This window comes from Neotamlana sargassicola, assembly GCF_020523965.1.
GTDB lineage: Bacteria > Bacteroidota > Bacteroidia > Flavobacteriales > Flavobacteriaceae > Neotamlana > Neotamlana sargassicola.
On record NZ_JAJAPX010000001.1, the window covers coordinates 171,585 to 196,670 of the forward strand.

Annotated in this window: 24 protein-coding genes; 15 read left to right on the top strand and 9 right to left on the bottom strand. The window is 32.9% G+C overall.

Annotation, left to right across the window (positions count from 1 at the left end; all coding sequences use genetic code 11):
- Positions 1-13 precede the first annotated feature (13 nt).
- From LG651_RS00730 to rpsU, 3 genes are all read left to right on the top strand, one after another.
- Positions 14-2,683: an AsmA-like C-terminal region-containing protein gene (locus tag LG651_RS00730; protein ID WP_226694252.1), complete on the top strand. Its 2,670-nt coding sequence runs from the start codon at positions 14-16 to the stop codon at positions 2,681-2,683.
- 152 nt (positions 2,684-2,835) lie between these two features.
- Positions 2,836-3,699 carry a sigma-70 family RNA polymerase sigma factor gene (locus LG651_RS00735; protein ID WP_226694253.1) on the top strand — a complete coding sequence of 288 codons (864 nt, stop codon included), beginning with the start codon at positions 2,836-2,838 and terminating at the stop codon, positions 3,697-3,699.
- Positions 3,700-3,739: 40 nt separating this feature from the next.
- Positions 3,740-3,934 (top strand): 30S ribosomal protein S21, encoded by a 195-nt coding sequence (gene rpsU, locus LG651_RS00740; protein ID WP_226694254.1) that lies wholly within the window; start codon positions 3,740-3,742, stop codon positions 3,932-3,934.
- Positions 3,935-4,038: 104 nt separating this feature from the next.
- Here the strand turns inward: rpsU and LG651_RS00745 are convergent, their stop codons facing one another.
- The gene (locus LG651_RS00745; protein WP_226694255.1) at positions 4,039-4,833 is read right to left on the bottom strand and encodes a DUF2797 domain-containing protein; all 795 of its coding nucleotides are present in this window, start codon (positions 4,831-4,833) and stop codon (positions 4,039-4,041) included.
- A gap of 42 nt (positions 4,834-4,875) precedes the next feature.
- Between LG651_RS00745 and LG651_RS00750 the strand changes: the two genes are divergently transcribed.
- A complete protein-coding gene (locus LG651_RS00750; protein WP_226694256.1) occupies positions 4,876-6,390 on the top strand; it encodes a GH3 auxin-responsive promoter family protein in 1,515 nt (504 codons plus the stop codon).
- A gap of 126 nt (positions 6,391-6,516) precedes the next feature.
- Positions 6,517-8,145 carry an OmpA family protein gene (locus LG651_RS00755; RefSeq protein WP_226694257.1) on the top strand — a complete coding sequence of 543 codons (1,629 nt, stop codon included), beginning with the start codon at positions 6,517-6,519 and terminating at the stop codon, positions 8,143-8,145.
- A 118-nt stretch (positions 8,146-8,263) separates the two neighbouring features.
- On the opposite strand, the gene clpX is transcribed toward LG651_RS00755, so the two are convergent.
- From clpX to LG651_RS00785, 6 genes are all read right to left on the bottom strand, one after another.
- Positions 8,264-9,496, bottom strand: a complete 1,233-nt coding sequence (clpX, locus tag LG651_RS00760; protein ID WP_226694258.1) for an ATP-dependent Clp protease ATP-binding subunit ClpX — start codon at positions 9,494-9,496, stop codon at positions 8,264-8,266.
- A 64-nt stretch (positions 9,497-9,560) separates the two neighbouring features.
- Positions 9,561-10,235 (bottom strand): ATP-dependent Clp endopeptidase proteolytic subunit ClpP, encoded by a 675-nt coding sequence (gene clpP / locus LG651_RS00765; RefSeq protein ID WP_044632868.1) that lies wholly within the window; start codon positions 10,233-10,235, stop codon positions 9,561-9,563.
- 131 nt (positions 10,236-10,366) lie between these two features.
- Positions 10,367-11,695 carry a trigger factor gene (gene tig, locus LG651_RS00770; protein ID WP_226694259.1) on the bottom strand — a complete coding sequence of 443 codons (1,329 nt, stop codon included), beginning with the start codon at positions 11,693-11,695 and terminating at the stop codon, positions 10,367-10,369.
- A 172-nt stretch (positions 11,696-11,867) separates the two neighbouring features.
- Complete coding sequence (locus LG651_RS00775) at positions 11,868-12,215, bottom strand: phage holin family protein (RefSeq protein WP_226694260.1); 348 nt, start codon at positions 12,213-12,215, stop codon at positions 11,868-11,870.
- Positions 12,216-12,244: 29 nt separating this feature from the next.
- Positions 12,245-13,012: an alpha/beta fold hydrolase gene (locus tag LG651_RS00780; RefSeq protein ID WP_226694261.1), complete on the bottom strand. Its 768-nt coding sequence runs from the start codon at positions 13,010-13,012 to the stop codon at positions 12,245-12,247.
- Positions 13,012-13,725, bottom strand: coding sequence for a pyridoxine 5'-phosphate synthase (locus tag LG651_RS00785; protein ID WP_226694262.1), 714 nt, complete (start codon positions 13,723-13,725; stop codon positions 13,012-13,014). The genes LG651_RS00780 and LG651_RS00785 overlap by 1 nt, the downstream gene beginning before the upstream one ends.
- 86 nt (positions 13,726-13,811) lie before the next feature.
- Between LG651_RS00785 and LG651_RS00790 the strand changes: the two genes are divergently transcribed.
- The 8 genes from LG651_RS00790 (at position 13,812) to murI (ending at position 22,021) form a co-directional block, all read left to right on the top strand.
- A complete protein-coding gene (locus LG651_RS00790) occupies positions 13,812-14,471 on the top strand; it encodes a CBS domain-containing protein (RefSeq protein WP_226694263.1) in 660 nt (219 codons plus the stop codon).
- A 3-nt stretch (positions 14,472-14,474) separates the two neighbouring features.
- Complete coding sequence (locus tag LG651_RS00795) at positions 14,475-15,368, top strand: NAD kinase (RefSeq protein WP_226694264.1); 894 nt, start codon at positions 14,475-14,477, stop codon at positions 15,366-15,368.
- Positions 15,369-15,461: 93 nt separating this feature from the next.
- Positions 15,462-16,145: a type IX secretion system protein PorG gene (gene porG / locus LG651_RS00800; protein ID WP_226694265.1), complete on the top strand. Its 684-nt coding sequence runs from the start codon at positions 15,462-15,464 to the stop codon at positions 16,143-16,145.
- Position 16,146: 1 nt separating this feature from the next.
- Positions 16,147-16,887, top strand: coding sequence for an isoprenyl transferase (locus LG651_RS00805; RefSeq protein WP_226694266.1), 741 nt, complete (start codon positions 16,147-16,149; stop codon positions 16,885-16,887).
- The gene (locus LG651_RS00810) at positions 16,820-19,462 is read left to right on the top strand and encodes a BamA/OMP85 family outer membrane protein (RefSeq protein ID WP_226694267.1); all 2,643 of its coding nucleotides are present in this window, start codon (positions 16,820-16,822) and stop codon (positions 19,460-19,462) included. The genes LG651_RS00805 and LG651_RS00810 overlap by 68 nt, the downstream gene beginning before the upstream one ends.
- A 171-nt stretch (positions 19,463-19,633) precedes the next feature.
- A complete protein-coding gene (locus LG651_RS00815) occupies positions 19,634-20,644 on the top strand; it encodes an OmpH family outer membrane protein (protein WP_226694268.1) in 1,011 nt (336 codons plus the stop codon).
- A gap of 30 nt (positions 20,645-20,674) precedes the next feature.
- Complete coding sequence (locus LG651_RS00820; protein WP_226694269.1) at positions 20,675-21,175, top strand: OmpH family outer membrane protein; 501 nt, start codon at positions 20,675-20,677, stop codon at positions 21,173-21,175.
- Between the two features lie 66 nt (positions 21,176-21,241).
- A complete protein-coding gene (murI, locus tag LG651_RS00825; RefSeq protein WP_226694270.1) occupies positions 21,242-22,021 on the top strand; it encodes a glutamate racemase in 780 nt (259 codons plus the stop codon).
- A 124-nt stretch (positions 22,022-22,145) separates the two neighbouring features.
- Here the strand turns inward: murI and LG651_RS00830 are convergent, their stop codons facing one another.
- Entirely contained in the window at positions 22,146-22,664 is a 519-nt protein-coding gene (locus tag LG651_RS00830) for a gamma carbonic anhydrase family protein (RefSeq protein ID WP_226694271.1), read from the bottom strand.
- 9 nt (positions 22,665-22,673) lie between these two features.
- Positions 22,674-23,678 (bottom strand): PorP/SprF family type IX secretion system membrane protein, encoded by a 1,005-nt coding sequence (locus tag LG651_RS00835; RefSeq protein ID WP_226694272.1) that lies wholly within the window; start codon positions 23,676-23,678, stop codon positions 22,674-22,676.
- Between the two features lie 170 nt (positions 23,679-23,848).
- Here LG651_RS00835 and LG651_RS00840 point away from each other — a divergent pair, with 170 nt between their 5' ends.
- Positions 23,849-24,751, top strand: a complete 903-nt coding sequence (locus LG651_RS00840; RefSeq protein WP_226694273.1) for a NifU family protein — start codon at positions 23,849-23,851, stop codon at positions 24,749-24,751.
- Between the two features lie 83 nt (positions 24,752-24,834).
- Positions 24,835-25,035, top strand: coding sequence for a dodecin family protein (locus LG651_RS00845; RefSeq protein WP_226543793.1), 201 nt, complete (start codon positions 24,835-24,837; stop codon positions 25,033-25,035).
- Positions 25,036-25,086: the final 51 nt, after the last annotated feature.

Below are 25,086 nucleotides of genomic sequence, written 5' to 3' on the forward strand. Positions count from 1 at the left end.
AAAAATTCTTTTTATGAAAAAATTTTTAAAAATTATAGGCATAACTTTACTTACTTTATTTGCTATTTTACTTATAATTCCCTTTGCTTTTCAAGGTAAATTAAAAGATATTATAAAACGTTACGCTAACGAAAGTGTAAATGCTAATGTAGAATTTAAAGATGTTAGCCTAAGTTTTATAAAAAGTTTTCCAAAGGCTCATATTAGTGTAGACGATTTACTAATTACCACTTTTAAACCTTTTGAAAACGAAACGCTCGTTTCTGCAAAACACATTGCTTTTACTATGGATGTAAAAGAGCTCCTAAAAAAAGCAAGCGAAGATCCATTGGCTGTAAAATCTATTGTTGTTGAAGAAGCGCTTTTAACCATAAAAACCGATAAATTTGGTAATGCCAATTACGACATTGCTAAAGAAACCGAAAATCAAGTAGAAGCAGATAGCAATAGCAGTTTTACTTTCGATATTCAAGATTATAGTATAAACAATAGTGCCATTACCTATATTGACGAAGCTACGGCAACACAACTTTCTTTAACCGAATTAAATCATGAAGGCCATGGAACATTTTCTGCAGAAACTTCAGAATTAAATACAAAAACCCAAACAAACGTAAGTTTTAGTTTAGATAGCACCATGTATTTAAACAATAATACTATAAAACTTGATGCCATTATTGGTTTAGATTTAACCAATAGTAAATATACTTTTAAAGACAACAAAGGTTACATTAACCAATTACCTATTGAGTTTGATGGTTTTGTGCAACTCATAGAAGATGGTCAAGATATTGACATCACTTTTGAAAATCCAGAATCGGACTTTAAAAACTTTTTAGCCTTAATTCCTGAAACCTATTCAAAAAGTATTGAAAACGTACAAACTACCGGTAATTTTAAAATTAAAGGTATTATAAAAGGTAAAGTTACAGAAGAAACTATACCAACCCTCGATATTAGTTTAGCATCGAACAACGCCTCATTTAAATATCCCGATTTACCTAAAGGAATAAATAATATTTACCTCAACACCGAAATTAAAAACACAACCGGTAATGTTGATGACACTTATGTAAACATAAATCAGTTAGATTTTAAAATAGATCAAGATATATTTAAATCGTCTGCAACCTTAAAAAACATAACCAAAAACATGTTGGTAAACGCCAATGTTAATGGTGTTTTAAACTTAGCCAATCTTACAAAAGCTTATCCAATAGAATTAGAAACCACATTAACAGGTATTTTAAAAGCTAATTTAAATACTGCTTTCGATATGGAAGCTATTGAAACCAATGCGTACTCAAGAATAAAAAATAGCGGTACAGCGAGTATTACCGATTTTGTATTTTCTTCGGAAGACCTAAATAATCCGCTTCATATTACCAACGCCTCAATGAGTTTAAAGGCAGACGATGTAACGCTCAATAATTTTGAAGCTAAAACCGGAGAAAGCGATATAAATGCTACCGGAACAATTAAAAACCTAATGGGATTTTTACTTAGCGACAATACTTTAAAAGGTGATTTTTATTTAAAATCGAATACATTTAAAGTGAGCGATTTTATGACCAGTGAAACTGAAACCGAAACTCCAGAAAACAAGGCACCAACTACAACAGAAGCTTTAAAAATTCCACAATTTTTAGAGTGTATAATTCACGCTAATGCAAATACAGTTGTTTACGATAATTTAAATTTGAAAAACCTAAGCGGAACGGTTTATATAAAAGATCAACAGGCCACACTCGAAAACTTAAAATCATCAATTTTTGATGGTGCATTAACTGTTTCGGGCGATGTTTCAACAAAAAACGAAACGCCAACCTTTAATTTAAAACTGGGTGCCGATGGCTTCGATATTGCACAATCGTTTAAAGATTTAGAGTTACTACAAAGCATTGCGCCAATTGCAAATTTCTTTCAAGGTAAATTAAATACAACCTTAAGTTTTTCGGGCGATTTAGATAATGAACTTGCACCAAACCTTAGTACAATTTCGGGTAATGCACTTGCCGAACTTTTAACCACAAACATTGAAGAAAAAAATAGTGCCCTGTTAACTAAGTTAGATGGCGCTTTAAATTTTATTGACTTTAGTAAAATCGATTTAAAAGATTTAAAAACAAGTTTAAGTTTTGCCAATGGCAAAGTAAGCGTAAAACCTTTCGATATTAAATACAACGACATTAACATTAGTGTTTCCGGAGCTCACGGTTTCGACCAAAGCTTAGAATACAGTGCCATTTTAGATGTGCCAGCAAAATACTTAGGAAGTGAAGTAAACCAGTTAATTGGTAAAATAAACACAGAAGAAGCTAACAACATTACCATTCCTGTTACTGCAAATATTGGCGGCAGTTTAACTAGCCCGAGTGTGAAAACCGACTTAACAAGTGGTGTGAAAAACCTTACCACACAACTTATTGAAATTGAAAAACAAAAATTGCTAGACCAAGGAAAAAGTAAAGTAAAGGACATGCTTGGAGGTTTAATTGGAAGTAATAACACCAAAACCGATTCTATAAAAAGTGAGCAAAAAAGTACGGTTACAAATGTGTTACAAGATATTGTTTCGAGCAAATCGACAACAACAGACTCAACTCAAAACAATTCTACAAAGGAAACAGTAAAAAACGTTTTGGGAGGTTTATTTAGCAAAAACAAAAAAACGGACGAGTAAAAACTTTTAAAACCATTAAAAAACTTAAAAATTAGTTAATTTTTAGTCATTTTCACCCTATTTTTAAACAAAAACGGCTAAAAATTAGGTTTATTAGATTATTTCTCTATGTTATAGGTTAGAACTTTTTTTTAAAAATGCACCTGTAATATATGAGACAATTAAAAATCACAAAACAAGTAACAAACCGTGAGTCTAAATCGCTAGACAAATATTTACAAGACATTAGCAAAATTTCGATGATTACTGCCGATGAAGAAGTAGAATTAGCGCAGCGAATAAAAAAAGGCGACCAAAAAGCCTTAGACAAGCTAACAACGGCAAATTTACGTTTTGTGGTTTCGGTAGCTAAACAATACCAAAATCAAGGTTTAACGCTACCCGATTTAATAAACGAAGGTAATGCTGGCTTAGTAAAAGCAGCGAAACGTTTTGATGAAACTAGAGGTTTTAAATTCATTTCTTATGCCGTTTGGTGGATTCGTCAAGCAATTTTACAAGCTTTAGCCGAACAATCTCGAATAGTTCGCTTACCTTTGAACAAAATTGGCTCAATTAACAAAATAAAAAAAGCGTATTCTTTTTTAGAACAAGAGTACCAACGTGAGCCAAATGCCCAAGAAATAGCCAACGAACTCGACTTAACAATTAGCGATGTTAAGCAATCGATGAAAGTTTCTGGAAAACATGTATCGATGGATGCACCATTTAAAGAAGGAGAAACATCAAATTTATATGATGTTGTATCGTCAAACCAATCTCCTAAACCAGATGCTGGTTTAATAAAAAAATCTTTAAACACCGAGGTAAATCGTGCCTTAAACATGTTGTCTAATAAAGAAGCCGAGGTTATTAGGTGTTATTATGGCATTAGCCAAAAACACCCCATGAGTTTGCAAGAAATAGGAGATGCTTTTGGTTTAACTCGTGAACGTGTAAGGCAAATAAAAGAAAAAGCAATTCGTAGGCTTAGGCATAATTCGAAAAGTAAGGTATTAAAAACATATTTAGGATAAACCTAAATTCAATTAAATATTTAATAATTAAAACAACTATATGTTAAAAATCATTTTAAAAGAAGGAGAAAGCATAGAACGTGCTTTAAAGCGTTATAAACGCAAACACCGTAATGTAAAAGTAATGCAAAATTTACGCGACAAACAATATTTTACTAAACCATCTGTAGAGCGTCGCCGTGAAGTACAAAAAGCATCTTACATACAAGGGCTAAGAGATCAAGAAGAAATATAAACACTTCAAAATCTCCTTGAAATAAAATAACTGAGTGCGCCCAAAGTACATTTAATCTATTTTGGCTACACTCAGTTATTTTATTTTTAAAGGTCTATAAGTGATTAATTAACAATTAAATCGACCACCAAGCCTTCGTTACTTCTTACATTAAAAACGGTTTCGTCTTCAAAAATTAAATATTGACCTTTTATTCCAGCAAGGACACCAGTGTAAGTTTGGCTTTTTACCAAGTTTAAACTTTTTGGTTTTATTGGATACTTTACTACCGGAAAATTTAAATTGGTTTCGGTATTACTTTCTATAAAATACGATTTAGCTTCATCTGGAATATAGGCTTTTAATTTTTCGCGCCATTCAACTAAATTTTCGTCCACTATTTCGTTTTTTAGCATAGTTCGCCAATTTGTTTTATCGCTAACATATTCCTTCAAGGCTACCTCCGTAATTCCAGCCAAATAACGATTAGGCACCTCAACAATTTCAATAGCTTCATGAGCACCTTGGTCTATCCATCGTGTTGGTACTTGGCTTTTTCTGGTTACTCCTACTTTTACATTACTAGAATTTGCTAAATACACTATATGCGGCTGCAATTGTACCTTTTTTTCGTATTCTAAATCGCGGTCTTCTTTATCAAGATGGGCAGTGCTTAATTCGGGGCGCATAATCCAATCGGCCGCCTGCGGAATATCAAAAAAACAGCTTTTGCAAAACCCTTGTCGGTAAATAGCTTTATTTAAACCGCAGTTTAAGCATTGGTATTTAACAAACTGTAAGGTTATACTTTTATTTAACAACTGGTTCATGTTTATAAAGTCGTTTTCGAACACCAAATAATAATTAATTGGTTCTAAAAACTCCGTTTCCATTTTTGTTAATACACCTTGGTAAGTCATAAAAAAAAATCTTATTTTTAAAATCTTAAATATAATCTAAATATGCCAATAACCATAGTAAATTCAATTGCTTCATGGATTTTGAAAAAACGGATTCATCAAATTGAGCTGTTTTTAAAATACCCCAACGAGGTTCAAAATGAACTGCTATTCAATCTTTTAGATTTTGCAAAACATACCGAATTAGGTAAAAAATACGATTTTGCCTCAATTAAAAGCTACAAAACATTTACCGAACGTGTTCCTATTCAAAATTACGACGACTGGCAAGATGTTATACAACGTGCAAGGCAAGGCGAAAACAATTTATTTTGGCCAACACCCATAAAATGGTTTGCCAAATCGAGCGGCACTACGCGCAGTAAAAGTAAATTTATTCCCGTAAGTGAAGAATCTCTAGAAGATTGCCACTATGCAGCGAGTAAAGATTTGTTATGCATGTATTTAAACAATAACGAAGATGCGCAATTATTTAAAGGTAAAAGTTTACGTCTTGGGGGCAGCAAACAACTTTACAAAGAAAAAGGCACTTCGTTTGGCGATTTATCGGCTATTTTAATAGACAATATGCCATTTTGGGCCGAATTTAGCAGTACGCCAAGCAATAAAGTTTCGCTTATGAGCGATTGGGAATATAAAATGCAGGCTATTGTTAACGAAACTATAAACGAAAATGTTACTAGTTTAGCCGGTGTACCTTCCTGGATGCTTGTTTTATTAAATAACGTTTTAGAAACTACAGGAAAAAATAATTTATTCGATGTTTGGCCAAACCTAGAAGTTTACTTTCATGGCGGCGTTAGTTTCACACCATACAAAGATCAATACAAAAAATTATTACCTAAATCTGGATTCCGTTATTACGAAATTTATAATGCATCCGAAGGCTTTTTTGCAATTCAAGACAGAAACAATTCAGACGAGTTATTACTCATGCTAGACTACGGTGTATTTTACGAGTTTATTCCTATGGAAGTTTACGCTACACCACAGGAATACGCAATTCCGCTTAGTGCTGTAGAGCTCGGTAAAAATTATGCTATAATTATAACTACGAATGCCGGTTTATGGCGTTATAAAATTGGAGATACTGTTAGGTTTACATCATTAAATCCATATCGCATAAAAATATCAGGACGAACTAAACATCATATTAATGTTTTTGGCGAAGAACTTATAATTGAAAATGCCGAACAAGCCATAAAACAAGTTTGCGAACAAACACAAAGCGATATTAAAGATTTTACTGCTGCTCCTATTTTTATGAAAGGCAAAGAAAAAGGAGCGCACGAGTGGCTAATTGAGTTTAAAACGCCACCAAAAAACATGGATAATTTTAATCATTTGTTCGACGAGGCTTTAAAAGCCCTAAACTCCGATTATGAAGCTAAACGATTTAACAACATCACTTTAAATAAACCCAAAATAAATGTAGCTCGTGAAAACCTTTTTTACGATTGGTTAAAACAAAATAATAAGCTTGGGGGCCAGCATAAAATTCCACGTTTATCCAATTCGAGAGATTATTTAGAAGAATTACTAAAATTAAACAACTAACAAGCAATAGCATAGTTTATTTTCTATCCTTATCGATTTAAATTGTTTTTGGTCTAAGAAATTCTTTCACCAAGGTGTTTGCTTATATATTTATTTTAATTAATTAACCAATCCCTCTTATTTAAAATGAAAACTAAACTTTCCCTCATAGTTTTCCTTATTACTAATATAGCCATTAGTCAACAAGGGCCTTCCAACCTAATTGCTGCAAATTATTTAAACGAAACCAACTCTTTTTTTAAACTAAACAAAACGGTTCCTGCCGAAGAAATTGGAGCAAATGGATTTGAATTCAAAATTTTAGATGCTGGTGTTAATACAAAATTCTCTGAATTTGGGTCTGGTTTTTTTAGAAACAAACTCATTATGGTTTCTTCTAAAAAAATTGGTGGTTTAGCTAAAATCGATCCTAATACGGGCGAGGCTTACAAAGACTACTACTGCTTAGACATTTCTAAAAATGGCCAATTAAGTTCCCCGATGCTATTTTCAAGAATATTAAACACGAATGCTAGCGAAGATCAACTAACATTTTCGAAAGATCAAAATACCGTGTACTACACCAGAAGTAGTAAAGAAAATTCTTTAGAATATAAAATTTACAAAGCTGATTTAGAACCAGATTCGCATGGGAATTGGATTAACGAACAGTTACTTAGTATTAACAAGGAAAATGTTTCAATAGAAAATCCTTTTATTAATCCTGCAGGAGACAAATTATATTTTTCTGCAAATTTACCAGATGCCATTGGCGGTTACGATTTATACGTATCCAACATTAATGCCGATGGTACTTTAAGCACTCCAGAAAATTTAGGCAAAAATGTAAACACCCCAGAAAACGACAAATATCCGTCGCTTTCTATAGATGGTAAATACTTATACTTCTCCTCACAAGGACACGATAATATTGGAGGATATGATTTGTTTGTTAGTAAAATTTCAAACGCTTCGGGGTATAAATCACCAAGAAACTTAGGTAATACCATTAATACGGTTTACGACGAAGTAGCCTATTTCTTAGCAGCTAAAAACAAAGGTTATTTATCATCTAACAGACAAAACGGTCGCGGAAGCTTCGATATTTATACAGCTGTAAACAATGAAGTTATTCAAAATATTGAAGGCGAGGTATTAGATTTAAACACCCAAATAAAATTACCAAATACGGTAGTTATTTTAAAAGATGAAGATGGCGAAGAAATAGCGAGGACTATTACTGGTGAAGATGCAAAATACAGCTTTAACGTAGCACCTTTGGAAAAATATGTAATCAGTGCACAAAAGGATGGATTTAAAGATACCGCCGAAACCTTTGAAGCGTTTAAAAGCACTAAAACCACTTACAATAAAAATTTAGAATTACAAACCACCGAGCCTGTAATTGCTAAAGTAAACGACGAATTACGAATTGTTTTAGAAAATATTTATTTCGATTTTAATAAATATAGTGTAAAAGAAGAATCTACTATTTCATTGAACAAAGTAGTAAAAGTTTTAAAAGCACACCCAACAATGAAGTTAGTTATTAATGCACATACAGATAATAAAGGCAGAGATGCTTATAACTTAAACCTATCGAACAAACGTGCTGATTCGGCCGTTAAGTTTTTAATACAAAATGGTATTGATGCAAACAGACTACAATCAAAAGGACACGGAGAATCTAAACCATTAATAAACTGTACAAATAATTGTACCGATGAAGAGTTACAAGCAAATAGACGTGTTGAGTTTGTAATTTTAGAAGAATAAGCCAAACGAAACACAGTGTATTCAAAATAAAACACTTTTAGCACAAAACTAAAACCCATAAAAAAACCACGATAAAATAAATTATCGTGGTTTTTTATTTTTTTTATATGATAAACTTTTATGAAACTGCCTTAAGCTTTTTTAAAGTAGTTTTTGTAAGTTTTTCTTCCGCGTAGGTTTTGGTAACGTTTAATTTTTTCTCTTTGCTACTTGGTAATTCAAACATAGCATCGGTTAATATTTCTTCACAAAGCGAACGTAAACCTCTTGCTCCTAATTTATACTCTATTGCTTTTTCAACAATAAACTCTAAGGCACCATCTGTTATGCTAAATTCTATATCGTCCATACCAAACAATTTTTTATATTGTTTGATTAAGGCATTTTTAGGCTCGGTTAAAATTGCTCTTAATGTTTTAGCATCTAACGGATCCATGTAGGTTAGCACTGGTAAACGACCAATTATTTCTGGTATTAAACCAAAATCTTTTAAATCTTTTGGTATAATGTATTGAAGTAAATGATTCTGATCTACAACATCATCAGACATTGAAGCACTGTAACCAACAGCTTGCATATTTAAACGTTTTGAAATAACGCGCTCAATACCATCGAAGGCTCCTCCTGCAATAAACAGAATATTTTCGGTATTAACCTCAATAAATTTTTGATCGGGGTGTTTACGACCTCCTTTTGGTGGTACATTTACAACAGTTCCTTCTAAAAGCTTTAATAAGGCTTGTTGTACGCCTTCGCCTGATACATCTCTAGTTATAGAAGGGTTATCGCTTTTACGAGCAATTTTATCAATTTCATCTATAAAAACAATTCCTTTTTCTGCTTTTTCTAAATTATAATCGGCTGCTTGTAATAGTCTTGTTAAAATACTTTCTACATCTTCACCTACATATCCAGCTTCTGTTAAAACTGTAGCATCAACAATAGCTAAAGGTACGTTTAACATTCTTGCAACCGTTTTTGCCATTAAAGTTTTACCGGTTCCTGTTTGCCCAACCATAACGATATTACTTTTTTGAATATCAATATCATCCTTTGTTGGGGTTTGCAACAAACGCTTGTAATGGTTATATACAGCTACAGACATTACTTTTTTTGTAACATCTTGACCAATTATATATTCATCTAAAAACTCTTTTATTTGCAGTGGCTTTTTAAGCTTTAATTCCGCAGATAAATCGCTACCATCGTTTTGCTTCGATTCTTCTAAAACAATGCCATGAGCTTGCTCGATACATCTGTCGCAAATATGTGCATCTAGACCTGCAATTAATAAGTTAGTTTCCGATTTTTTACGACCGCAAAATGAACATTCTAATTCTTCCTTTGCCATTAATCTATTTCTATTTTTTGTTGTAAATCACTGTAAATCAATATTAAATTTACAAAATTATATTTTAATTACGAGCCAAAATCTCGTCAATCATACCGTATTCTTTAGCTTTATCGGCTTTCATCCAGTAATCTCTATCACTATCTTCATATATTTTGTCGTAATCTTGCCCTGAATGCTTACTTATTATTTTATAAAGTTCTTCTTTTAAAGTAAGAATTTCTTTGGCTGTAATTTCAATATCACTAGCTTGACCTTGAGCGCCTCCTAATGGTTGGTGAATCATTACACGAGAGTGTGTTAAACCACTTCGCTTACCTTTGGCTCCTGCACAAAGTAAAACCGCACCCATCGAAGCTGCCATACCTGTACAAATTGTAGCGACATCTGGCTTTATAAATTGCATAGTATCGTAAATACCTAAACCTGCATAAACGCTTCCTCCTGGTGAGTTAATGTATATTTGAATATCTTTATTAGCATCTGTACTTTCTAAAAACAGTAATTGTGCTTGTACAATATTTGCTACCTGATCGTTTATTCCTGTTCCTAAAAATATAATTCTATCCATCATTAAACGTGAAAATACATCGAAAACAGCTATATTCATTTGGCGTTCTTCAATAATATTTGGCGTTAAATTGGTTGGATACATACTGCTTATTATTTTATTGTAGTATGTACTGCTTATACCTTGATCTTTTATCGCGAATTTTTCAAATTCTTTTGCGTAATCCATATATAATACGAAATTTATTTTATAATTATTTGATTTAAAATAAGTTAAATCAAAATCTAATTAAGTTTATAATAAAAAGGCGCTTAAACCTATCGATTTAAGCGCCTAAAGATAAGCATTTAATTTTTTAATTACTTGTCGCCATAAACTTCTTTAACAAAGTTTTCGTAACTTAATTCTTTTGTTTTAAGGTTTGCTTTTTCTTTGTAAACCTCTAACAATCTCTGACTTATTATTTGTTCTGAAATTCTGCGAGCTTCATCTTGGTTAGATAAAACACGAGCAGCAATATCGTCTAATTCTTTATCTGATGGATTCATTTGACCGAATTGAGCCATTTGCGCTTTAATCATATTACGTGCATGATCTTTAATATCATCCATAGTAATTTTAATATCGTTAGCTTCAATTAATTTACCTTCAATTAATTGGTAACGTAAGCTTTTTTCAGACTTTTCGTATTCTTCTTTAGCCTCTTCTGCATTCATTTCTTTTTCACCTGCAGTTTGCATCCATTTTGTTAAAAATTCTGCTGGTAAATCGAATTTTGTGTTTTCAACTAAATATTCGGTAACATCGTTTAATAACTTTTGGTCTGCTTGTTGCACAAATTGCTTTTCGGCATCTTCCTTAATCTTGTCTTTAAGCTCAGTTACAGACTTTACGGTTCCTTCACCAAAAAGCTTATCGAACAACTCTTGATCTAAATCTGCAAGTTCACGCTTGTTTATTTCGTTAATGGTAAAGTTTACTTCAATATCTAAACCATGTACATCGTCGTGACTTAATTTTAAAGCGTGCATTAATTCATGCTCATCACTATAAAGGCCTTTTGTTTTTAATGTAATTACATCGCCAACTTTAGCTCCTATAAATTGTTTTTCGGTAGCTTTTCCTTCAAACTTATCTAAAGTTAAAGTTACTTTATTATCTATTTCTTTTTCTTCGTTGGTAAAAGTTCCTGTAATTTCACTGTCTTTTTCAACAGTTTCTTGAGATACTAATTTGCCATATTGTTTTTGAATACGCTCTACTTGCTCATCAATCATTTTATCGTCTGCAACAATATTGTATTGCGTAATGGCTTTTTTACCTTTTAATTCTACTTCAAATTCTGGAGCTAAACCTAATTCGAATTCAAATGAGAATTTTTCGGCATCCCAATCAATATCATCCTGAGGTTTTGGTAATGGTTGCCCAAGAACGTCTAATTTCTCTTCGGTTAAATACTTGTTTAAAGCATCTTGTAAAAGCTTATTTACTTCATCAACTAAAACGGCTTTTCCGTATTGTTTCTTCACCATTCCCATTGGCACATGCCCTTTTCTAAAACCAGGAATGTTAGCTGTTTTTCTGTAATCTGTTAAGATTTTTTCTACTTTATCGCTGTAATCTTCTTTTGCGATATCTACTTTTACTACAGCATTTAATGCATCAACGTTTTCTCTTGTAATATTCATTGTAACAATATATAACCTATAAAGGTGTTTAACAATTTAATGTAGGTTTTACAACCCAAACTTTACCAATTTCGCTTTCGCGGAAATTCAACTTTAACAGAAATTAAAATCGGGATGCAAAAGTAAGCTATTTTTACATCCCAACAAAGTTTTTAATTACTTGATTTTTAGACTACTTTTTGTCTTCTTTTAGTGTAGATTGTACTATAGATTGCAAAAACGACAATAATAAACTAAATAAAATAGCGGTCCAGATACTACTTACCGAAAATCCGGCTATTAAATTATCTGCAAGCAAAATAATTATTGCATTAATTACCAAAAGAAATAGCCCTAGAGTTACAATGGTTATTGGCAAGGTAAAGATGACTAAAATTGGCTTTACAATTAAGTTTAAAATTGAAATAACTACAGCTACAATTATTGCTGTAACGTAACTATTTACGTAAACGCCACTTAACACATGCGCTAAGGCGAATACAATTATTGCGTTTAAAAGAAGTCTGATTATTAATTTCATAAGGATTGTTTTACTAAATATAACAAAACTTAGCTTAAGAAGTTCATAACAGATTCATAAAACTCTTTAGGATTTTCGGCATGTAACCAATGTCCTGCATTGGAAATGGTTACAATTTTGGCTTTTTCAAAATGACTTTTAATAATACTTTCGTCTCCAACCCCTATGTATTCCGATCGGTCTCCACGCAAAAACAAAGTATCTTTCCCAAATGTTTGTTGTGTTGGTAAAGCTTCACCTACTTCTCCTACTTCATTTTTTAATACTTCTAAATTTATACGAAGCCCTAACTTATCTTTAGTAACACGGTAAACGTTTTTTAGTAAAAACTGGCGAGTACCAAAATCATCAACATATTCACTTAACATTTTGTCGGCTTCCCCTCTACTTTTAATGGCATCAAAATTTATAGCACTTAATCCGTTTAAAATGCCATCGTGATGCACCGGATAAAAACGCGGAGAAATATCGGCAACAATTAATTTAGAAACATATTCTGGATATAAGGTAGAAAACATCATAGCTGTTTTACCTCCCATAGAATGCCCCAACAAAACAACATCTTTAAAGTTATTATGGTCGCAATAGTTTTTTAAATCTTGGGCTAATACTTCGTAGTTAAATGTTTCGCTCCAAAAACTACGTCCATGATTTCGTTGGTCTATTAAATGCATTTGGTAACCTTGTTCGCTAAATTGCTTGCCTAAAGTTTTCCAGTTATCGCTCATACCTAAAAAACCATGCAAAATTATAAAGGGTTTACCCTCGCCTAAAATATTTGAATAAAGCTGTTCCATTATTTTAATTTATGTAAATACATTTGTATAACATTTTCTGCACCTAAATATAAACTTTCAGCTATCAAGGCGTGACCTATAGAAACCTCTAACAACCCTGGAATATTTTCTTTAAAAAACTTAATGTTATCTAGAGATAAATCGTGTCCTGCGTTTAACCCTAAACCTAATTCTCCTGCAAGTTTTGCGCTTTCGGTATAAGGTTTTATTGCATCTTTATTTCCTAAACTATATTGGTGCGCAAAAGCTTCAGTATAGAGTTCTATTCTATCTGTTCCTGTAGCTTTAGCTCCTTCTATTTGCTTTAAAACAGGGTCTACAAATATGGAAGTTCTAATATCGTTTTGCTTAAATTCTTTTATAACATCAATTAAAAAATCTTTATGCTTAATGGTATCCCAACCGGCATTACTTGTAATAGCATCAACTGCATCTGGCACTAAAGTAACCTGTGTAGGTTTTACTTCTAAAACCAATTTCATAAACGATTCTACTGGGTTTCCTTCAATATTATATTCTGTATAAACTTCTGGTTTTAAATCTCTAGCGTCTTGGTAACGAATATGGCGCTCGTCTGGCCTTGGATGTATGGTTATACCTTCTGCCCCAAAACGCTGCGCATCTTTGGCAAACTGCACTACATTTGGAACATCGCCACCTCTGGAGTTTCTTAATGTGGCTATCTTGTTAATATTTACACTTAACTTAGTCATAAATCTATTTTTATTAAACAAAAATACAAAGTAGAACAGGCTTACATAGTATTTTTTTGATTAATTTGCGGGTAAATAATCGTGTTATGAAACTTTCAGAATTTATTTTAAACGATATAAAACCGTTAAATAGTAAAAGTAAAATTAGTGATATGCAACAGCTATTTAATCAGTTAACCTTAACTCACATCCCAATAAAAGATGATAACAATACCTATCTAGGTTGTTTCTCTGAAACTGATGCTCATTGTTTTGACAGCAACAAACAACTAGATGAATACAAATATGCTATTGAAGATTTTTACGTTCGTAACACCACCTTATTACTGGATGTTTTAGAAGCTTTTTCAATTAACTCGGCTAATATTATGCCCGTTTTAAGCGAAAACAACACCTACTTAGGCTACTACGAACTAAACGATATAATTAATTTATTTGGCGATTCTCCATTTTTTGCAGAACCAGGCGGTGTTTTAGTTGTAGAAAAAGGCATAAACGATTACTCTTTTAGCGAGATTAGCCAGATTGTAGAATCGAACGATGGTAAATTACTAGGTGCCTTTTTATCTAAAATGAATTCCGATTTAGTGCAAATTACCATAAAAATTGGCAATATTGGACTTAACGATATTATTCAAACTTTTCGTCGTTACAGTTACAACATTATATCAAACCATGAAGAGGATAGCTACGTTGCCAACTTAAAAGAACGAAGCGATTATTTAAACCGATATTTAAACATTTAACTTATGAAAGTTGCCGTTTTTGGACGCTATTACAACAAAACAACAAGCAAATCTGTTGAAACATTGTTTAATTATTTGTTTAGACAAGATATTGAAGCCTACATTGAAGATGAATTTTATAATTTAATAAACAACGAAGCTCACAATATAAAAGGCTTTGAAACCTTCAATAAATTTAACCAACTTGATAAAACCTTTGATTTACTGGTAAGTGTTGGTGGCGATGGTACAATTTTAAGAGCTATAACTTACGTAAAAGACATAGACATACCAATAATTGGTATAAACACTGGCCGTTTAGGTTTTTTAGCCACGATACATGTTGAAGCTATTGAACAAGCCTTTCAAAATATAATTGATGGTAAATACAAAATTTCCGAACGTAGTTTATTAGCTGTTGAAACATTACCAACAAACGAGGATGTAGAAAATTTATATTTCGCATTAAATGAAGTTACTGTTAGCCGCAAAAACACAACATCTATGATAACCGTTGAAACTCATCTAGATGGTGAACACTTAACGTCGTACTGGAGCGACGGTTTAATAGTATCTACACCAACAGGCTCTACAGGATATTCCTTAAGTTGCGGTGGACCAGTAATTACACCAGGCGCCTACAGTTTTGTACTCACACCAATAGCACCGCATAATTTAAGTGCACGCCCCTTAGTTATACCAGATTCTACCGAAATACAATTAAAAGTTGATGGTAGAGAGCAACAGCATTTAATATCGTTAGATTCCAGAATTGCGACTTTAGATAATGGAACCATCATTAAAATTAAGAAAGCCGATTTTACTATTAAAATGATAGATTTATTCAATGAAAGCTTTTTAGACACTTTAAGAAAAAAATTGCTTTGGGGGGAAGACAACCGCAACCAGAAACAATAATTTATAAGAAAATCTGTTTTAAACTCAGACTAAAAGGGTCTTACACATTGTAAACTCATCTTATTTATTATATTTGCAAACTTTTGAATATTTATGAAGCAATTTATTCTATTGACATTAAGTATTTTATATATTCAATTCTCTAACGCTCAAATAAACGAAATTGGTGTTTTTGGTGGGGGCAGTAATTTTATTGGCGATATTGGTTCTACGCAGTATATAGCCCCGAATGCGCCTTCTCTGGGATTAGTTTATAAATGGAATGCTAGTCCGCGACATTCTTGGAGAGCCTCAATAGTTTATTCCGATTTAAAAGCATACGATAGCGATTCAGACGACCCAAGACGACAACAAAGAGATTATTACTTAGATTCAAATTTATTAGAAATTTCTGCTGGAATGGAATTTACTTTTTTAGACTTCAATTTACACTCCGAAGATAAATTAATAACACCCTACTTATTTTCAGGTATAAGTGCCGTTAACTACATAAACTATTATTACGAGAATGCTTTACCCATTGATCAAAATAAAAGAGAATGGACCTTTGGAATACCTATGGCTATAGGTATAAAATCAAATTTTTTGGGTAATTTTATCCTCAGTTTCGAAATCGGAGCAAGATACACCTTTACAGATCAAATAGATGGCAGCTTTCCAGAAAACACATCAGAAGATTATAGTTTCGGAAATATAAACAATAACGACTGGTATGTATTTACAGGTTTTACACTAACTTACACCTTTGGAGAAAAACCATGCTATTGTATAGATTAAAATGGATTTAAAAGAAAACATAAAACTAAATAGATTACCAAAACACATCGCCATTATTATGGATGGTAATGGGCGTTGGGCAAAACAACAAGGCATGATTCGTGCTTTTGGGCATGAAAACGGAACAAAAGCGGTAAGACAAACCGTTGAAGCTTGCGCCGAATTAGGCATAGAAAACCTAACATTATACGCATTTTCTACCGAAAACTGGAATCGTCCAAAACTTGAAGTACAAACCTTAATGAAGCTTTTAGTCTCTTCGCTTAAAAAAGAAATTTCAACGCTTCAAGACAACAATATAAAACTCGCTGCCATTGGAAATTTAAATACACTACCAAAAAAAGTACACAGCGAGCTTACCGACGTTATTAACAAAACTGCGAATAATTCAAGAATGACGCTTACCCTTGCGTTAAGCTATGGTTCTAGAGAAGAATTACTAAACACTGTTAAAGAAATTAGCATTAAAGTTAAAAATAATATAATTTCGCCGGAAAATATTGAAGAATCAATTATAAATAAGCATCTTTACACGCAAAATTTACCAGACGTGGATTTGCTTATTAGAACTAGTGGAGAACAACGTATTAGTAATTTTTTGCTCTGGCAAATCGCTTACGCCGAATTATATTTTACAAAAGTATTATGGCCAGATTTTACCAAGCAACATTTGTATGAAGCTATTATTGAATATCAAAAAAGAGAACGACGATTTGGGAAAACAAGTGAACAACTTAGCTAACACGCTAATTTCAAAACTAAATGTAAAGTATACTTTAACATTACTTTTTTTAATTACCTGCTTAAGCATTGAAGCTCAAACTTATAGCGAAGGTAGCAAATACACTATAGGAGCAATAACTGTTTCTGGAGACACTTCATTTAATGAGCAAACCATAATTTCTTATTCTGGCTTAACAAAAGGCAAAGAAATTACCATTCCTGGCGAAGAAATAGCAAATGCAATTAAAAAACTTTGGAACTCAAAATTGTTTAGCGATATCGAAGTTTTCGTAACTCGCACCGAAGGCGATGTAGCTTATTTAGAAATTAACCTTTCCGATTTACCACAGCTAAACCTTTTAAAAATTAACGGTGTAAAAAAAGGGAAACAAGAAGCTATTATTAAAGAAGCCAAACTTAATAAAGGAGTAAAAGTTACCGAAAACCTTATTACAACAACAAAAAATTATTTACAAAAAAAATACAAGAAGGACGGTTTTTTAAATACAAAAGTACATGTTAACACTATAGAAGTTAAGGATTCTATTCCTACAGCTCGAGTAAATATGGTGCTTAATATTGATAAAGGTGAAAAAGTAAAAATTAAAGATATAGCATTTTCAGGCAACTCCATTTTAAGTGATAAAAAGCTTAGAAAAGCTATGAAAAGCACCAAAAAAATTAACCGTTTACGTGTTTACAAGCGTTCAAAATTTATCGATTCTGCATATCAAGCCGATTTAGGACACATCGTAGATAAATACAAAGAAAACGGCTATCGCGATGCACGTATAATTACCGATAGCGTTATTGTAAACGACGACAAAACTATCTCGTTAAAAATAGTCGTAAATGAAGGCGAACTTTACACCTTTGGCGATATTACATTTATTGGTAATACCGTATACTCAAACGAATATTTAAGCCGTATTTTAAGAATTAATAAAGGCGACACATATAACGGTGTAGAACTACAAAAACGAATTGCAGACGACACTAAACCAGACGGTTTCGATATTACAAACCAATACCAAAATAACGGATACTTATTCTCTACCATAAACCCAGTTGAAGTTAGTGCCGATAATAACGTTATTGATATTGAAGTTAGAATTTCTGAAGGAAAGCCAGCATATTTCAATAATGTATCTGTGGTTGGTAACGACAAAACAAACGATCATGTAGTGTATCGTGAAATACGTACGCGCCCAGGGCAATTATATAGTAAAGCCAATGTAGTACGTACCGTTCGTGAACTTGGGCAATTAGGGTTTTTCGATGCCCAAGAAATTACACCAAACTTTAACAACCCAAACCCTAACGAAGGAACCATCGATATGGAATATTCGGTTAAAGAAACCGGTTCTAGCCAAATCGAACTTCAAGGTGGCTACGGTGGTGGTGGTTTTATTGGTACTTTAGGTTTATCGTTTAATAACTTTTCAATAAAAGATATTTTCAAAAAAGAAGCATACAAACCAATACCAATGGGCGACGGACAAAAATTAGCATTACGTTTACAAGCAAGCCGTTTTTTCCAAACCTATAGTTTCTCGTTCTCCGAGCCTTGGTTAGGTGGTAAACGCCCAGTGCAATTTTCAACATCATTATCGCACACAAAACAGTTTTTATATGATTATACTACTGGAAATGCCGATAAAAGCAGAAGCTTTAATATCACCGGACTTACCTTTGGCTTAGCAAAACGATTAACTGTTCCAGACGATTATTTTACATTATCGCAAGCCATAAGTTTTCAGCGTTACGATTTAAATAATTACAATACCGGTTTATTTACATTTGGTGATGGTTACTCGAACAACTTATCTTACACCGTTGGGTTAAGTAGAAATAATACGAGTGTAGACCCTATTTATCCTACCGGTGGATCTAAATTTAGTGTTACCGCTAAACTTACGCTTCCATATTCACTCTTTAACGGTGTGGACTATGCCGAATTAAAAGATGAATATGATGACCTTGATTTAACAGATGCTGATGATTACGCGCGTGCTGGAGAAATAGATCAAGAACGTTTTAAGTGGTTAGAATTTTACAAAGTTAACTTTCAAGGAGAATGGTACACACAACTTACTAAAGATTTAGTGCTGCGTCCGTTAGTGGAATTTGGCTTTTTAGGTGCCTACAATCAAGATAGAGGTGTAATTCCTTTTGAGCGCTACTTTTTAGGAGGCGATGGTTTAGCAAACTATAGTTTAGATGGCCGTGAAGTAATACAATTACGTGGTTACCCTAACCAATCGCTAACACCACTTGATGAATCAACCAATCAAGCATCGAGCGATGGTGGTACTATTTACAACAAGTTTTCTTTAGAATTACGTTACCCAATAACGTTAAAAGCATCGGCTAAAATATATGCCCTAGGTTTTTTAGAAGGCGGAGTATCGTATAACAGTTTTAGAGACTACAACCCATTTAATATAAAACGTTCGGCTGGTTTAGGTGTTCGTATTTTTATGCCAGCATTTGGTTTATTAGGAATCGATTTTGGTCACGGATTCGACCCATTACCAGGGCAAACAGTTAAAAACGGATGGGAAACTCACTTCATAATCGGGCAGCAATTTTAATTAAAAAATAATTTTGGCACGATATTTTCTAATAACACTTTGATGTTTTGCATAATAATTAAAATTTTTAATGTTAAAATTCGTTAATTTTGAAAACAGTAAATTTACCGAAGTAAAATTTTACGATTATATTTAACATTTATGAATTTTCAAATTATAAAATATAAACCCATGCAAAATAAAGTTCTTTTTTTATTGACATTAGTTCTTACTGTAAGTCTATCGTCGTTTGCTCAACGTGGTTTAAGAGTTGCTTATATTGATACCGAATATATTTTAGAAAATGTTCCAGAATACCAAGAAGCGTCAAATCAACTTAATACTAAAGCCGAAAAATGGAAAAATGAAATCCATCAAAAGCTAACCGCAATCGAGCAAAAGCGAAAAGATTTAAGTAACGAAAAGGCACTTTTAACTAAAGAGTTAATAAACGAACGCGAAGAGGACATTTTGTTTGAAGAGCAAGAAATTCTAGATTATCAACAAAAGCGATTTGGCCCAAACGGAGATTTGTTTATTCAGCAAAAACAATTAATGCAGCCTATTCAAGATCAAATTTTTGCAGCCGTACAAGACATCGCTGCGGGCAAAAGCTACGATATGGTTTTAGATAAAGCCGAAGTAAACATGTTATACTCTAACAAAGCTTACGATATTAGCGAGCAAATTTTACGAAGTATAACAAGAACAGCAAAACGAAACCAAGCGCAAACCAAAGCTGAAAGAAAAGCAGCTAAAGAAGAAGAGTTAATTCCGGAAATAAACACCGAATTAGAAGCCAGACAAAAAGCTTTAGAAGAAAAAAAAGCTGCTAGAGAAAGTGCTATTGAAAAAGCAAGACAAGAAAAATTAGCTGCTCGCGAAGCTAAAGTTAAAGCTGCCGAAGAACGTCGTAAAAAAATATTAGAAGAACGTGAAAAAGCTAGACAGGCTAAACTAGAAGGCTCCGATACAGAAACTAAAGTAACTGAAGGCGCAGGCACTGAAAAAACAGGAACTGAAAAAACCGAAGAAACCGAAGAAACGGAATCTGAAGCACCTAAAACTAGAGAACAGCTTATTGAAGAAAATAGGCAACGTAAATTAGCCGAAAGAGCTGCCAGAAAAAAAGAACTAGAAGAAAAAAAGAAGAAAATACTAGAAGAAAGACAAAAAGCTAAAGATAGCTTAAACAACAATTAATAATTTATAACACACATTAATACTTTAACAATGAAACACTTAAAAACTATTTTATTAGCGACGGCATTATGCATTGGTACTATTAGCTTTACTCAAGCACAAAGTAAAGTTGCACATATAAACACTCAAGAATTAATTGCTGCTATGCCAGAGGCTAAAGCTGCTCAGTCTGAACTTGAAACACTTGGTAAAACCTACCAAACCGATATTCAAGCATCTATTACCGAGTACCAAAACACGGTTAAGCAATACGAAGCAGAAGCTAGTACTAAAACCGATGAAGAAAACCAAAAACGTGGTTTAGAGTTACAAGAAAAGCAACAACGTATTGCTCAATTTAGAGCTGATGCACAAAAGCACATTGCAGAAAAAGAAGCTGAATTATTTAAGCCTATTCAAGAAAAAGCGATGAATGCTATTAACGAAGTTGCAAAATCTTTAGGTTACGATTACGTTTTAGACAGAGCTACTTTAATTGTAGCCGAAGGAAAAGATATCTCTACAGATGTAAAGAAAAAATTAGGTATTTAATAAAACCTTTACTCTTAAAAATAAAAAAGCTGCTTTTTAAAGCAGCTTTTTTATTTTTGTTAAACTATGAAAACAAACGATATTGGCATTTTCGATTCTGGAATTGGGGGTACTTCCATTTGGACGGAAATTAACACACTGCTTCCAAACGAAAACACCATTTATTTAGCCGATAGTAAAAATGCGCCTTACGGCCCAAAAGGAAAAGAGGCCATTATAAATTTAAGCATTAAAAATACAGAGTACTTAATAAAACAAAACTGTAAGCTTATTGTTGTGGCATGCAACACGGCCACTACAAATGCCATAGATTACTTAAGAGCTAATTACAGCTTACCGTTTATTGGTATTGAACCTGCTATTAAACCAGCTGCTTTGCAAACAAAAACAAACAGCATAGGTATTTTAGCTACACGCGGTACATTGAGTAGTGCGTTATTCTCGAAAACCTCAACCTTGTTTGCTAGTAACATAAAAGTAATTGAACAGCATGGCGATGGTATTGTAGAACTTATTGAAAATGGCAAGCTATTTTCGGATGAAATGAATAGCATTTTAACAGGGTATTTGCAACCCATGATTGATGCTAATATTGATTATTTGGTATTAGGCTGCACGCATTACCCCTACTTAATGCCGTTGCTTATAAAACTTTTACCAAAACATGTTAAAATTATAGATTCTGGTGCCGCTGTTGCACGACAAACTAAATCTGTTTTAGAACAGAACGATTTACTTAATTCATTGCATGTAAAAGGTGAAAATACATTCTTCTCAAATAGTAATACGGAAGTTATGAAAAGCCTTTTAGGAACTAATTATACCGTTAATTATTTAGATTTTTAAGGTAACTTAAATTGCGTTAAGGATTGAAGTGGTTAGCTTTTGGCGAGGCGCGCATCGAGCCAAAACTAGTAACGAAAAGTCTGACCCTTGTGGTAACGCCCAATTTATTTATAATGCGTTTGTTTTAATCTTCTTTAAACCAACTGGAATATTTAATATAGTTATTCGCTATTCTATCAATTTGACCAGAAATTAGTTCTGGGCTAACATCTTTTATTTTTTTAGCTGGAACTCCGGCATAAATACTGCCAGATTCTACGTGGGTATTTTGCGTTAAAACGGCTCCTGCAGCGATGATACTATTGCTTTCCACGATACAATTATCCATAATAATACTGCCCATGCCAACCAAAACATTATCGTGAATGGTGCAACCGTGCACTATGGCATTGTGCCCTATGGAAACGTTATTACCTATTGTTGTTGGAGATGTTTTATATGTAGCGTGAATTACCGCACCGTCCTGTACGTTAACTTTATTTCCCATTTTTATAAAATGCACATCGCCTCGCACTACAGCATTAAACCAAAAACTACATTGGTTTCCTGCCGTAACCTCGCCAACAATTGTTGCGTTTTCCGCGATATAACAATCTTCTGGTAATTGCGGATGTTTACCGTTTACAGACTTTATAATTGGCATAGTTTATTTTTAATTAACTGCAGGGCAATTACAGTCGAAACGTTCGCGACGACAACTAAAGTTAAACCCTATAGTAATTTGATGAAAGCCACCGTTGGTATAAACAACATCGTCTAACTGGTGGGTATAGTTATAGGCAAACATTAAACTGTTGTAATCAATTCCTAGTATAGGTGTAATTTGGTTTAAGGTTTGGCTATCTATAGCGTTTCCATCGTTAAGATACTCGGCACCATCGAAGCTTTTACGATAAGATAAACCGGCCCAAATTTTACCAAAATCCATAGTTTTGTAAGCTTTTGCGTTAAAATCGATTGCTGCTTCTTGGGTTAATTCTCGCAATTGAAACATAACGGAAGGCTCGAAACTCCAAGAGCTTCCATATTTATTAAACACGTAACCAGTAGAAAATAAATAGCGACGTAAATTACTAGTTATAGCTAAATCGTTGTTTACACCAGAATTTTCTAAAACATTTTTAATGGTTCCGTGCAGATAAAAATCCAGATAATGATAAGAAAAACCAAAATCGATATTAAAATTAGTTGCGTTTTCTACACCACCACTAACAATAGGATCTGGACCATCGAACAAAAAACTAGTTTCATCGAGTTGATATTGAATAAAGCCTGCACTTAAACCAAAGGACAGCATGTTTAAATCTACTTCACTTCTGGAAAACATTAAGTGATGCGCATAAGTAAAATAAGCGCCTGTTTGGGAATGATATCCGTTTTTATCGGCAAAAACAATACCACCAATACCAGATGGTGAATCGCCTATTCTTCCATTAGCACTAACCGTCATTAATCGCGGTGCATCCTCATGACCAAACCATTGTTGGCGGCCTGTTAACCTTACTTTAGCACAGTTAGCCGCTCCAGCCATTGATGGATGAATTAAGTAGTAGTTATCGGTTAAATAATCAGTATATATTGGCAAACCTTCCTGCGAAGTTGCAACAAACGATACCAAAGTAAAAAGAATTACTGCTAACGTATTTTTTTTAATCATAGATAAAACCAAGTAGGTTAATATTGAATAAACGTTTGTTTTCAAAAAAAATTACTTGCAAAAAATACGAATTTTAATCGGTAATTTCTATTATTTAACAATTGGAACAAACCTCAAATATTTAAGCAAGAAAATGTTTCTTTTAGTATTTTTGTAAAAAATTAGTTGAAATGAACACTTTTAAGGTTTCTGTGCAAGAAACAACAAACAATGCCATTGTAAAATTTGAATTAAACCAATTTGTAACTAAAAATCAGAGTTTCGAATTTAACAACATAGACGAAGCAAAGTCTTCGCCACTGGCTCAACAATTATTTTATTTACCTTTCGTAAAGAAAATTTATATATCTGGAAACTTTATTGCCGTAGAACGCTATAATATTGTAGAATGGAAAGACGTTCAAGATGAAGTAGCTCAGCAAATTGAAGCTTATTTAAACGACGGTGGTACTGTAATAACAGAAACTGCAACTGCAAAAAAAGTACCTGTAACGGTATATGCTGAAAGTACACCAAACCCAAGCGTAATGAAATTTGTAGCTAACAAAAAATTAGTAACAGCCATGTTTGAGTTTACCTCTATTGAAGAAGCCAAATTATCGCCACTAGCTACAGAGTTATTTCATTTTCCTTTTGTAAAAAGTGTATTTTTTGATGAAAACTATGTTTCTATTACAAAATTTGATATTACCGAATGGCAAGAAATTACATTTGAAATTCGTGAATTTATAAGAAGTTTTATTGAGAAGGGTAAAGACATTGTTTTACCAGAAGCTACCGAAACACTTAAAAAATCTACAGAACAGTTAGACCATCACTTCGAAGCTTTAGATGATACATCGAAACAAATTGTAAATATTCTAGAAGAATATGTAAAACCAGCTGTTGCGAGCGATGGTGGTAATATTCAGTTTATTGGTTACGACGAAAACACTAAAAACGTGAGTGTGTTACTTCAAGGTGCATGTAGTGGTTGTCCATCGTCAACATTTACACTTAAAAACGGTATAGAAAATATGCTAAAAGAAATGCTTCCAGGCAAAGTAGCCATGGTTGAAGCTATTAATGGATAAGTTTTTTAGAACTTAATGTGACTTTTTAAAGCCAATTGTTTCTAAATTAATAGAAAACAAAATTAATTTAAAAACAAAATATTATGGCAGTATTAAAAGTAATCGAGGTGCTTTCTAACTCAAATAAAAGTTGGGAAGATGCTACTAAAAAAGCAGTAAAAGAAGCCTCAAAAACCTTAAAAAATATTCGTTCGGTTTACGTTCAAGACCAAAGCGCTATTGTAAAAGATGGGGATGTAACCGAGTTTCGAGTAAATTTAAAAGTTACTTTCGAAATTGAATAAGTCCTAAATACTACCTATTTATATATATTTTAAAGCACTCTTTTTTAGAGT

What these genes read in the sequence shown, in the direction of transcription:
- LG651_RS00730 (WP_226694252.1), top strand. Translation starts at nt 14, where the DNA reads ATGAAAAAATTTTTAAAAATTATAGGCATAACTTTACTTACTTTATTT.
- LG651_RS00735 (WP_226694253.1), top strand. Translation starts at nt 2,836, where the DNA reads ATGAGACAATTAAAAATCACAAAACAAGTAACAAACCGTGAGTCTAAA.
- rpsU (WP_226694254.1), top strand. Translation starts at nt 3,740, where the DNA reads ATGTTAAAAATCATTTTAAAAGAAGGAGAAAGCATAGAACGTGCTTTA.
- LG651_RS00745 (WP_226694255.1), bottom strand. Translation starts at nt 4,833, where the DNA reads ATGACTTACCAAGGTGTATTAACAAAAATGGAAACGGAGTTTTTAGAA.
- LG651_RS00750 (WP_226694256.1), top strand. Translation starts at nt 4,876, where the DNA reads ATGCCAATAACCATAGTAAATTCAATTGCTTCATGGATTTTGAAAAAA.
- LG651_RS00755 (WP_226694257.1), top strand. Translation starts at nt 6,517, where the DNA reads ATGAAAACTAAACTTTCCCTCATAGTTTTCCTTATTACTAATATAGCC.
- clpX (WP_226694258.1), bottom strand. Translation starts at nt 9,496, where the DNA reads ATGGCAAAGGAAGAATTAGAATGTTCATTTTGCGGTCGTAAAAAATCG.
- clpP (WP_044632868.1), bottom strand. Translation starts at nt 10,235, where the DNA reads ATGGATTACGCAAAAGAATTTGAAAAATTCGCGATAAAAGATCAAGGT.
- tig (WP_226694259.1), bottom strand. Translation starts at nt 11,695, where the DNA reads ATGAATATTACAAGAGAAAACGTTGATGCATTAAATGCTGTAGTAAAA.
- LG651_RS00775 (WP_226694260.1), bottom strand. Translation starts at nt 12,215, where the DNA reads ATGAAATTAATAATCAGACTTCTTTTAAACGCAATAATTGTATTCGCC.
- LG651_RS00780 (WP_226694261.1), bottom strand. Translation starts at nt 13,012, where the DNA reads ATGGAACAGCTTTATTCAAATATTTTAGGCGAGGGTAAACCCTTTATA.
- LG651_RS00785 (WP_226694262.1), bottom strand. Translation starts at nt 13,725, where the DNA reads ATGACTAAGTTAAGTGTAAATATTAACAAGATAGCCACATTAAGAAAC.
- LG651_RS00790 (WP_226694263.1), top strand. Translation starts at nt 13,812, where the DNA reads ATGAAACTTTCAGAATTTATTTTAAACGATATAAAACCGTTAAATAGT.
- LG651_RS00795 (WP_226694264.1), top strand. Translation starts at nt 14,475, where the DNA reads ATGAAAGTTGCCGTTTTTGGACGCTATTACAACAAAACAACAAGCAAA.
- porG (WP_226694265.1), top strand. Translation starts at nt 15,462, where the DNA reads ATGAAGCAATTTATTCTATTGACATTAAGTATTTTATATATTCAATTC.
- LG651_RS00805 (WP_226694266.1), top strand. Translation starts at nt 16,147, where the DNA reads ATGGATTTAAAAGAAAACATAAAACTAAATAGATTACCAAAACACATC.
- LG651_RS00810 (WP_226694267.1), top strand. Translation starts at nt 16,820, where the DNA reads ATGAAGCTATTATTGAATATCAAAAAAGAGAACGACGATTTGGGAAAA.
- LG651_RS00815 (WP_226694268.1), top strand. Translation starts at nt 19,634, where the DNA reads ATGCAAAATAAAGTTCTTTTTTTATTGACATTAGTTCTTACTGTAAGT.
- LG651_RS00820 (WP_226694269.1), top strand. Translation starts at nt 20,675, where the DNA reads ATGAAACACTTAAAAACTATTTTATTAGCGACGGCATTATGCATTGGT.
- murI (WP_226694270.1), top strand. Translation starts at nt 21,242, where the DNA reads ATGAAAACAAACGATATTGGCATTTTCGATTCTGGAATTGGGGGTACT.
- LG651_RS00830 (WP_226694271.1), bottom strand. Translation starts at nt 22,664, where the DNA reads ATGCCAATTATAAAGTCTGTAAACGGTAAACATCCGCAATTACCAGAA.
- LG651_RS00835 (WP_226694272.1), bottom strand. Translation starts at nt 23,678, where the DNA reads ATGATTAAAAAAAATACGTTAGCAGTAATTCTTTTTACTTTGGTATCG.
- LG651_RS00840 (WP_226694273.1), top strand. Translation starts at nt 23,849, where the DNA reads ATGAACACTTTTAAGGTTTCTGTGCAAGAAACAACAAACAATGCCATT.
- LG651_RS00845 (WP_226543793.1), top strand. Translation starts at nt 24,835, where the DNA reads ATGGCAGTATTAAAAGTAATCGAGGTGCTTTCTAACTCAAATAAAAGT.